Annotated in this window: 7 protein-coding genes; 3 read left to right on the forward strand and 4 right to left on the reverse strand. The window is 50.2% G+C overall.

From position 1 onward, the window contains the following. Positions 1-59: 59 nt before the first annotated feature. The 4 genes from ACNRUY_RS12430 to ACNRUY_RS12445 all read right to left on the reverse strand — a co-directional run bounded on the left by ACNRUY_RS12430 (position 60) and on the right by ACNRUY_RS12445 (position 3754). Positions 60-1208: a M20 metallopeptidase family protein gene (locus ACNRUY_RS12430; protein ID WP_488111958.1), complete on the reverse strand. Its 1149-nt coding sequence runs from the start codon at positions 1206-1208 to the stop codon at positions 60-62. Positions 1209-1220: 12 nt separating this feature from the next. Beyond that, positions 1221-1679: a hypothetical protein gene (locus tag ACNRUY_RS12435; RefSeq protein WP_488111959.1), complete on the reverse strand. Its 459-nt coding sequence runs from the start codon at positions 1677-1679 to the stop codon at positions 1221-1223. A gap of 11 nt (positions 1680-1690) precedes the next feature. Continuing rightward, complete coding sequence (locus ACNRUY_RS12440; RefSeq protein ID WP_488111960.1) at positions 1691-2560, reverse strand: DUF3100 domain-containing protein; 870 nt, start codon at positions 2558-2560, stop codon at positions 1691-1693. Between the two features lie 294 nt (positions 2561-2854). Continuing rightward, positions 2855-3754, reverse strand: coding sequence for a LysR family transcriptional regulator (locus ACNRUY_RS12445; protein WP_488111961.1), 900 nt, complete (start codon positions 3752-3754; stop codon positions 2855-2857). A 259-nt stretch (positions 3755-4013) separates the two neighbouring features. Here ACNRUY_RS12445 and ACNRUY_RS12450 point away from each other — a divergent pair, with 259 nt between their 5' ends. From ACNRUY_RS12450 to ACNRUY_RS12460, 3 genes are all read left to right on the forward strand, one after another. Continuing rightward, a complete protein-coding gene (locus ACNRUY_RS12450; protein ID WP_488111962.1) occupies positions 4014-6032 on the forward strand; it encodes a hypothetical protein in 2019 nt (672 codons plus the stop codon). Positions 6033-6282: 250 nt separating this feature from the next. Continuing rightward, positions 6283-6915 carry an endonuclease III gene (gene nth / locus ACNRUY_RS12455; protein ID WP_488111963.1) on the forward strand — a complete coding sequence of 211 codons (633 nt, stop codon included), beginning with the start codon at positions 6283-6285 and terminating at the stop codon, positions 6913-6915. Between the two features lie 498 nt (positions 6916-7413). Next, on the forward strand, positions 7414-9594 hold the full coding sequence (locus ACNRUY_RS12460; RefSeq protein ID WP_488111964.1) for a collagen-like triple helix repeat-containing protein: 2181 nt from the start codon (positions 7414-7416) through the stop codon (positions 9592-9594). Positions 9595-9713 lie beyond the last annotated feature (119 nt).

Here is a 9713-nt window from a genome sequence, read left to right on the forward strand (position 1 = left end):
CCCATAAGGGCTCAGACAGTTGTTGTATAAACCAGCAAGCCAGAGCCCATCGGCATCACTTACATCGCCAACGCTACAAACACCGCCGCTCCCCAGGCAATGCACTGTTCATCCACTACAAACGGGTTTGAGTGAATCGGTGCAGTAATTCCCTGACTGCGATTCCCGCTGCCCAGAAAGAAAAACGCCCCTTCCCGCTCACGGGTGAAATAAGAGAAGTCCTCTGAACCGGCCATAGGCTTGCAGTCCGTGATCACACGCTCTTCCCCCATTACCTGGCAGGCAGCGGCCACAGCCCTGTCAAACCCTGCTGTTTCATTGACGATGGCGGGATAGCCCCGTACGTCCATGGACACTTCAAACCCACGACGGCGGGACTCTTCCAGGGTTTCTTCCATACGCCGCAACATGACTGCCTGAGTGGCGTAGTCGAAGGAACGAACAGACCCCTCCATTACGGCATTGGTCGCAATAATATTGGAGGCTTCCCCTGCCTGCAGAGTACCCACCGCAATCAGTGCCGGCTGCATGGGGCTGCAGTTATTGGCCACTATGCTGTTGAATTCCGTGATCAGCCTGGCGGCTTCCCGGATAGCATCCCGCCCCTTGTCAGGTGTGGAAGCATGGGCGCTGACCCCTTTGAGGGTAATTTCAAAGTTATCCCCATTGGATGAAATAGGCCCACGGCAGAGGTGTACTTCACCGGTTTCCCGAGTTGGATCATTGTGAAGCCCATAGACTTCATCCACCCCCTCCAGGCACCCGGCTTCGATCATCCCTCTGGCGCCTCCCACAAACATCTCTTCAGAGGGCTGGAACAGAAAGCGGACGTTGTATTTCAACGACTCTTTGTGCTCCACAAAAAACCGGGCTGCCGTCAGTGCCACTGCCATATGCACATCGTGCCCACACAAATGGGCCACCCCATCATGGCTGGACACATAGTCCTCTTCCAGCAACTCTCTGGCAGGCAGCGCATCCATATCCGCCCGGAAAGCAATGGTTTTCAACTCAGGATTGATCGTCAGATCCGCGGTAAACCCGGTGCTGAAAGAAGGCTGAATCTGATAACCCAGCTCTTGAAGCACTGCCTGACAATAAGCACTGGTCTTGTGTTCCTGACGGCCCAGTTCCGGAATACGGTGCAAGTGGCGGCGCTGTTCGATACCCCAGTCCAGGTATTCCCGCAGATGATTAATGAGATTCATAGCAAATTCCCTTTAGATGACGCCGGTAAGTTTCAAAACAATGTGCGCTACCGCTGACGCACCAAAGAAGGCTGCGGTAAAGACCACCAGGGCAATGACCACAATTTTCCAGCTGAGGGCTTTCAGTTTATCCAGCTGATTTCCCACACTCAGTCCGGCAAAAGCCAGCAAAGGTGTCGTGGTGGCCAGGAAGCCGATTTTATCGGTGTACTCCATGAACCAGCCTGCGGTGGGTGAAGAGGGCAGGCTCAGCACCAGGGCGATCAGCGTAGCCCAGGCAAAAGCGGGCAGGGGTACCTTAGGCAGAAGCTCCTTGATTTTGAGGGAGGCGATAATAATGGCCACCATCAACAAGGCCCCGGGAATGGCCTCAATGACGGAAGCGCCACTTCCCACCCACTGTCCGGCCAGAACCAGCAGGACACAAAGCACCGCCAGCTTCAGCTCTTCAAGCGTTTTTGTCAGAGTCATTATCCTGCTCCTTAATGCGCAGCGGCTTCAGAGGGTTTCTTATTCCCGCCGGTTGCCGCTCTTCCAAGAATGGGCTCAAGACGGTTGTACATGAAATTGGTCAGGGGCATGGCCAGGAAGATCAGGGCATACATTCCCGTCAGACCCGTCAGCATATTGCTGGTGGCGGCATAGGCCAGAATCTCATTGGCCAGTTCAGGCACCGCTGCCGACAGCGAAGCGGAAGCAGCCGCCATCATGGAACCAGAACCAATACCGGAGCCCATGGCCAAAGCGAAAGGGTGCAGACCGCTCTGAGGGGCAAATGAACCCAGTACAGAGAAGTAGATGGTGCCCAGAACGGACCCCGCAAGGTAGATTCCCAAAACCCCTGTGCCTTCGGCACTGTTCATGCCATAGCGCTCACCAATCACCCCAAGGGAAGGCTCACGGCAAATGGATGAGCAGGCACCAATGGCCTCTCGCTTCATTCCCAGCAACAGCGCCAGTGGCATGGCAATCACCACGGTAGCCAGGTTGCCAAGTTCCTGGAGAACCAGCGCGGGCCCCGCTGCCGCAATGGCTTCAATATTTGGACCCACCAGGGTTCCATACTTCACCCCGAGAGGGAGAAGCGCCATCATGACCATGGATCCAGCCACTTCCACTTCTTTGCGGGAAACCAGGGATCTCAAAGGCTTCAGCAACCGACCCAACAGGTCCGGTGTGACCAGCAGCCCCATCAATACCGCATAAAGCATTGGCAGCAGAGTCAGCTTGCCGCCGGCAATGTTAAACTGGGCAGTTCCAATCCATTCAGAAACTGTCGTTATGCACAGCACCACAACCAGTGTTTTTATCAATGACCACTGGCCTGGAGCATCCGTTCGATGAGTCGACACAGAACCCCCTTCATTAAGCAAAAAGAACATTAAAGAATGGGCGCTATAAAAACACAGCCGTGTGTTGTGGGAATATAAAAACGAAAGAAACGCTCTGTTCTCAAAAAGGCAACACCTGCATCGGCACAAAACAGAGACAGTCAGATTCCAGTCTTTTTCAGCTAAAAAAAGACAACTCCCTACTAAAAATGACTTTTATCAACCATTCGAGGTAAAAAAACCGTACGATTTACGAAGCAAAGATACGGACAATACAAACAACAACATCGTTTTACTTGAGCTGGATCAATTCATTCAATGACATGCCGCCATCTCCCGAATCAAAAACCGGGAAAATACCGTTACCGCTTTTGGCAGCGATCGCCCCCGACGGACAATCACATGTGAACTCATGCTGTTAAGCATTTCATGGGATAAGGGGATGGCTTTCAACCCACCCCGCCGAATTTCGCCCCGAACACAGAATTTCGGCAGCAGTGATAACCCGAGCCCCTGCTGAGCATACAGTTTGACGATCTCAAAAGAGTCACACTCCAGGTGCACTTTCAGATCAATCCCCAACTCCGCCTGGCAGCGCATGATCAACTGCCGGACCCCAAAATTTTTATGGAGGAAAACAAACCGCTCTTCCTTGAGGTCGCTCAGACTGACAGGAAAGTCCGGGGAAAAGCGCTCATCGTCCCCACGGGTGATCAGGTACAGGGGCTGACAACAGATATTCAGAGATTCAATGTGAGAGTCATAGGAAGGATCAAACACCAGACCAATATCCGCCTCATCATTATGAACCTTCTGGATAATTTTACTGGTACCACTCAGAGACAGGTCAAAGGTAATTCCCGGATAAAGCTGGCAAAACGACTCCAGAGCAGAGCTGATCAAATCCGCTGAATACCCCCCTCCCATGGCAATGCGGATTTCACCGGACTCGAGTTTTTTCAACGCATCAATTCTGGAGCGCAGGCATTCATCCTCACGCCTGAGGTTCCGGATATGTTGAAGCAACATTTGGCCCGCCTGGGTGGGTATAGCGCCACGAATGTTACGCTCCAGCAGGTCCACCCCCAGCTCCTGCTCAAGGCGCTGAATCTGTCGACTGACCGCAGAAGGAGCAACAAACAGCATTTCCGCCGCGGGCCTGACTCCTCCCGCCCTGGCCACTGCCTCGTAATATCGAAATGCCCGAAAATCCATACCTTACCCAGAATAAAACCGTGTTGATTGAAAAGGAAAAATACGGGGTTCGCACCAGGGCTTGCAAGTCGTAGTTCCGACAGTAAAAAACCTTTTTTCGAACTTCATGAGAGGCTGTAAGCCACGCCCTCACCGATGGGAACCCCTTCAAAATGCTAAGATTTTATTCATACTCCCTGTTCTGCATTGCTGACCCCAAAAAACAATCAGCCATTAATGACCAGGGAATGTTGACTATTCATCCAGGGAAGGTTTCATCATGTCCATTGAAGGTGCCCCCCAGCCGGGCTCAACCGTGAGTCTGTCACCATCGGCTTCTGAACAGGGAGCTGAAACCACACCCACAGGAAAACATGGACACAGAGATGTTACCCCTCTGGCAGGAAAACAGGTCATCAGCCAAAGCCAATCTTCTGACTCACCACCCGGAAATAAACCATTGGGACAAATGACTGTCGCTCCTGTGGCGGTCAAAAACCAGCTCCCGGCGCCTGAAAACAGAAAACGAGCAGCCCCCGCATCAGACAATGAAAACAAAGAAAATGCCCCTCCCCTGGCCAAAAGAGCAAAAACGGCCCGAAAACGCCGTCTCAAAACGGCTAAAAGAAGCCGCCGCCCTGAAACAGCCCAGACGCCTCATCACCAAAAGGCCAGAGCCAAAAAACGCAGTAGCAACCACCGGTCTATGGATGACAAGACGGTGTCTTCTTCCAAACAGCTGAAAACCGACCATAGCACCCTGACAATTTCCAATGACACACCTGCGGGAATTGAGCAGCCCGCCTTTCCAAAGGAGCAATTCGCCGTTTGGAACCAGGCTTTGAAATCAATGAAACAGCAGCCCCAAAAAGCGGTTGACTACCTTTTTGGTGGGCCATACCTTGCAAAAACAGCGGAAACACAATTTCAGGAACTCCTGGAAGACAAAAACTCCAACCTTTCCCTCCTCATGGATCGCATGGAGTCCGCCTGGGAGCAAACCGCGACACCAGAACACAAAGACACCTTGAGATCCAATATGGAGGCCAAGCTGAAGTTTGCCTGGCAAAGAATGAGCAAGGGCGATACCTATAAGCTGCAAATGCTGGCAGAGGCTCTCTGCCTGCAGCCCGGGGGCGGTCATCATCAGTCCCCGGAACTGAAACAGTTTGTTCAGCATATGGACAAAACCATCACCGATTTTCGTGATGGCCAGATTTATGATGGCACCAATGCCATTGACTCTAACAACCCCCAGGGGGAAGTCACTCGCAGCCAGAAAAAGGTGGTGGCAGTGGAGTCTACCTATAAAGGAGCCAGTGGCAACGAAACCGAAGCGGAACTGGAAAACATTGATAAAGAACCGGGTACCATCCGAAATACCACCAATATTCCCGACATTTCATTATCCAACCTGGGTAAAGACTCCAAAGTTCATGTGGAGTTAGACATTCAGAGTGCCAACGGGGGAAGCTTGAAAGATTCAGTGGCCTTCTCTGACGGAACCTACTCCTTTCATGGCGCCTCCGTGGAAATGGAGGCCAGGGATGAGAAAATTGCCTCACAACTGGAAAGTGGGGAGTTTGCCCGCCGTATTGAAGCCTATGTCACCCATAACCGGGATAAAGGAAGACCTTATGAAGACCTTGCCATTACCGGTGATGCTAATCTCTGCCTGTTTGATGATCCCCCCCCGCCGGGTACACGCACCCTGAAACCCGGGGTTCAGGAAATTCTGGATAAGCACCACCTTGCCCTGGTAGTGCCCAGTGGTCATGTAACCTGGGGCCGTCCAATTTCCGACCAGCTTCATAAAAATGCCACATCCACTGAGCTTGATGGTTATCGTGATACCATGCTTCTGATGGTTCCTGTGACCGAGGGAAATATCGAAACCATCAAGGAGCTGGGTGCAGACCCGGCACTGCAACAGGACACCTTTTTCCCCACCACCATGGTGGGAGGAGAAGCAACAGAAATCCCTCCTATTATTCATCGCATCGAATCGGACCGAAAACAGTTCAGTCTGGACTTTAAGGATCGGGTGATAACCGATCACGCGATTCTAACCGGCCCCAACCATATTGTTGGTAATACTGCAGACTGCAAGGGTGTCGGAACCCCGGGCAAAAGCCTGACATACGATGGCGCTAAAACCGTGTGGGGCAACGATGTGCCTACCCTTGAGCAATACCATCAGATGATGCTGGATACGGCTGAAGAGCTGGCTGATATCTTCAGCTTAATTGAACAGGGTACCCCTCTCTCCCAGGCGAACAGAGCAGCATCCGAAGAGTAACCCCACACTGAAACACCCGAAGACTGCAGCACCCAGCCGTGCTAGCAGCCTGTCGGGCTTATGCTTTCGAGCATAAAATTCAGTAGGACGAGTCAAATTTTCCGATGGATTCGTGCGAATAGCCTGTCTATTTAATCGAATTCATCGGAAAATTAGGCCGTTCTTTCTGGATTTTAGGCCGAAATTGTCGTAAGCCCGACAGGCTGCTAGTATTGCCGCCAGGTTTGATATAGCCAGGAATGCCCAGGGCATGAACAAGGAAAAACGCACACAGATTTTCACCCGCCTCCGGGATCAGAACCCCAACCCAACCACCGAGCTTAATTACAGCAGCCCTTTTGAACTACTGGTGGCAGTAATCCTCTCTGCCCAGGCCACCGATGTGGGGGTCAACAAGGCCACCGACAAACTTTACCCCGTTGCCAATACCCCGGAAGCTATTCTTGCCCTGGGCGTTGACGGCCTCAAAGAGTACATCAAAACCATCGGGCTGTTTAACGCCAAGGCGGAAAATGTCATCAAAACCTGTCAGATGCTGATTGAGCAGCACAACAGTGAGGTTCCGGATAACCGCAAAGACCTGGAAGCACTGCCCGGCGTCGGCAGAAAAACGGCCAATGTTGTATTAAATACCGCCTTTAACCAACCCACTATGGCAGTGGATACTCATATTTTCCGGGTATCCAACCGAACCGGTATTGCTCCGGGAAAAGATGTCGTCGAAGTGGAAAAACGACTGTTACGGCTGGTCCCCAAAGAGTTCCTTATGGATGCCCACCACTGGCTGATACTCCATGGACGTTACGTCTGCAAGGCCCGCAAGCCACAATGTGGTAGCTGCCTGATCGAAGACCTTTGCGAATTCAAGGAAAAAAACTCCTGAACAACACACCGGGCGACAGGGAATTCCACAATGCCTGAACCAACGGCCATGCTATGGCCTTTGAGTTTTTTTTGGGGGGGGGCAGATTAAAAAACACCTCCCCCTACCGCAAGCCGTTTATCTGGAACAACGATCCAGTAAACGGCACCAAACTGTCGGAATCGGGTAATGCCATAACCACAGGACCTAACCGGCTCCTTGACCAGGATGCAACTATGAAATAAGCATCCTGTATCAAACCGCAGCCTATAGGCATGTGTCGCATAAAAAAAACAGAAAGTCATACCCCTCTTCCCTGATAAATTTCAACAAAACAGTTCATTCTCCCAAGTTAAAGAAATCTACAAAAACAAAAAGAAAACAAAGCAAGAAAAATACATCTTGATTTTTTCTCGTCTCAGTCTATTTATATCCCATGCTTTCCTTTGTCACCCATTACACAATTACATTCCTGTAACTGTGTCATCTGTACCATTAACCAATACGGTTTAATTTACCATGTACGATTTATATAAACGACTATTTGTATCTGCTGTAATAATCACCCACATGCCTTTCGCCCTGGCCTTAAACCAGTTGTCAGAACGACCTGTTTTACTTGATTGCCCGGAAGGAGAGGAGGATCCGACAACCCAACAAGTGTGCATTAAGATAAACACCGGCTCACAGGTGTACAAATCATTAGGGGTAGATTTTTACGAATCAACAGAAAAAATGGAAAAAACGGCAGATGTTAGAAAAGATGAAGTTAAAAAAGCAAGTGACTATCAAAGCCGCATTACATTTCTCGATAGACCAACGAAATCCACAGCCGATCAAGAAGAACCCCCCCGAACAAAAGTTGTTGTCGAGGGGGGTAGGCTGGGCTCTTTCTCTTATGAATTTTATAGGCCTAGTACCACTGGCCTGAAACACTCCAAAAAGCTTGAAGATGCTTTAGCTGATAAGAATTACAAAATTCATTTGATTTATGACAAAGATGGACAGAAAGTGGAGCTCCCCCCTGCTTTCGACTTGATTAATTATTTGGAAAACAGAACACAAAAAGGGTCGCTGCAAAGGGAGCTTAGAGTTCTTGATGGGCAGCTAGTGGCCATTACTCTTCTTCCCATGAAAGCATACCCTGTCGATAAAACGTTTGAAGTAATGTCCTCTCATGAAATCCCTCCCGTCTTTAAAGTAGAGTTTTGCGGGTTGACTGATATTGAGGAAAATCTCTATCTATACTGTCGGGCAATCCCTCACTTGGCAGAGCATGAGAGTCAAACATGGGAAAAAGTATCCATCTTCATTGCAGCAAATAGCAAGAGGGCCTATATCGGATCCTCCGTGAGTGAGGAAGAAGGTGAACCAACAAGAGATGATCTATACGACTGGAGTAAATTGAAAAACTTTTACGTGGCTGAAGTAACCGATCTCCCCCTTGAACAGCAGACAATCAACGTTGCAACTGCTTTCATTTACGTGAACCTTATTGAAGAAGTTACCCATCTGGGTCCCGGTTATAATTTAGGCTATACCAATACAGGCTTGGATTTTACCATTCATGTTGACAGCTCGGGTAAAGTCTCAGTTAAGAGCAACATCCCATACCCGTATAAAGCTGGTCCTGTTGAGCTAGACTCTGCCGTCAACAAAGGTGTATCAACTTCTGGTGATCAGGACGACACCAGCAGCAAAGGGAAATCTGCTGCCGATGCCAGAGGCCAGAAAGCCTCTAAAGACGAAGCTGACACCAAAGACCGACAAGACCTTAAAGGCGAAGCGGGCACCAAAGGCCAACAAGATCTTAAAGGCGAAGCCGGCACCAAAGGTCAACAAGATCTTAAAGGCGAAGCGGGCACCAAAGGTCAACAAGACCTTAAAGGCGAAGCCGGCACCAAAGGCCAACAAGATCTTAAAGGCGAAGCCGGCACCAAAGGTCAACAAGATCTTAAAGGCGAAGCGGGCACCAAAGGTCAACAAGACCTTAAAGGCGAAGCGGGCACCAAAGGTCAACAAGACCTTAAAGGCGAAGCGGGCACCAAAGGCCAACAAGATCTTAAAGGCGAAGCGGGCACCAAAGGCCAACAAGATCTTAAAGGCGAAGCCGGCACCAAAGGCCAACAAGATCTTAAAGCCGAAGCGGGCACCAAAGGTCAACAAGATCTTAAAGGCGAAGCCGGCACCAAAGGTCAACAAGATCTTAAAGGCGCAGCGGGCACCAAAGGTCAACAAGATCTTAAAGGCGCAGCGGGCACCAAAGGTCAACAAGATCTTAAAGGCGAAGCCGGCACCAAAGGCCAACAAGATCTGAAAGGCGAAGCGGGCACCAAAGGCCAACAAGATCTTAAAGGCGCAGCGGGCACCAAAGGCCAACAAGATCTTAAAGGCGCAGCGGGCACCAAAGGCCAACAAGATCTTAAAGGCGAAGCCGGCACCAAAGGCCGACAAGATCTTAAAGGCGAAGCCGGCACCAAAGGCCAAAAAGATCTTAAAGGCGAAGCCGGCACCAAAGGCCAACAAGATCTTAAAGGCGAAGCGGGCACCAAAGGCCAACAAGATCTTAAAGGCGAAGCGGGCACCAAAGGCCAAAAAGGCCAAGCGGACCCGAAAGGAGTTAAGGACAGTAAAGAGGAATTAAACGAAAGAGAGGGCGAGGATGAAGGTGAGGTTGAAGTTGATGATTATGTGCATTAGTTCAGATCTGATCTGACAATTCCCTCTTCAAAAAAGGGAAGGGTTACCGATTTAGATAGAGGGTGAAATCACTGAAATCTAAATCGTAAAAAGGTAACCCTTATGATTCATACTAATCA

It is taken from the genome of Endozoicomonas sp. Z74 (genome assembly GCF_057680865.1).

What these genes read in the sequence shown, in the direction of transcription:
- ACNRUY_RS12430 (WP_488111958.1), bottom strand. Translation starts at nt 1,208, where the DNA reads ATGAATCTCATTAATCATCTGCGGGAATACCTGGACTGGGGTATCGAA.
- ACNRUY_RS12435 (WP_488111959.1), bottom strand. Translation starts at nt 1,679, where the DNA reads ATGACTCTGACAAAAACGCTTGAAGAGCTGAAGCTGGCGGTGCTTTGT.
- ACNRUY_RS12445 (WP_488111961.1), bottom strand. Translation starts at nt 3,754, where the DNA reads ATGGATTTTCGGGCATTTCGATATTACGAGGCAGTGGCCAGGGCGGGA.
- ACNRUY_RS12450 (WP_488111962.1), top strand. Translation starts at nt 4,014, where the DNA reads ATGTCCATTGAAGGTGCCCCCCAGCCGGGCTCAACCGTGAGTCTGTCA.
- nth (WP_488111963.1), top strand. Translation starts at nt 6,283, where the DNA reads ATGAACAAGGAAAAACGCACACAGATTTTCACCCGCCTCCGGGATCAG.
- ACNRUY_RS12460 (WP_488111964.1), top strand. Translation starts at nt 7,414, where the DNA reads ATGTACGATTTATATAAACGACTATTTGTATCTGCTGTAATAATCACC.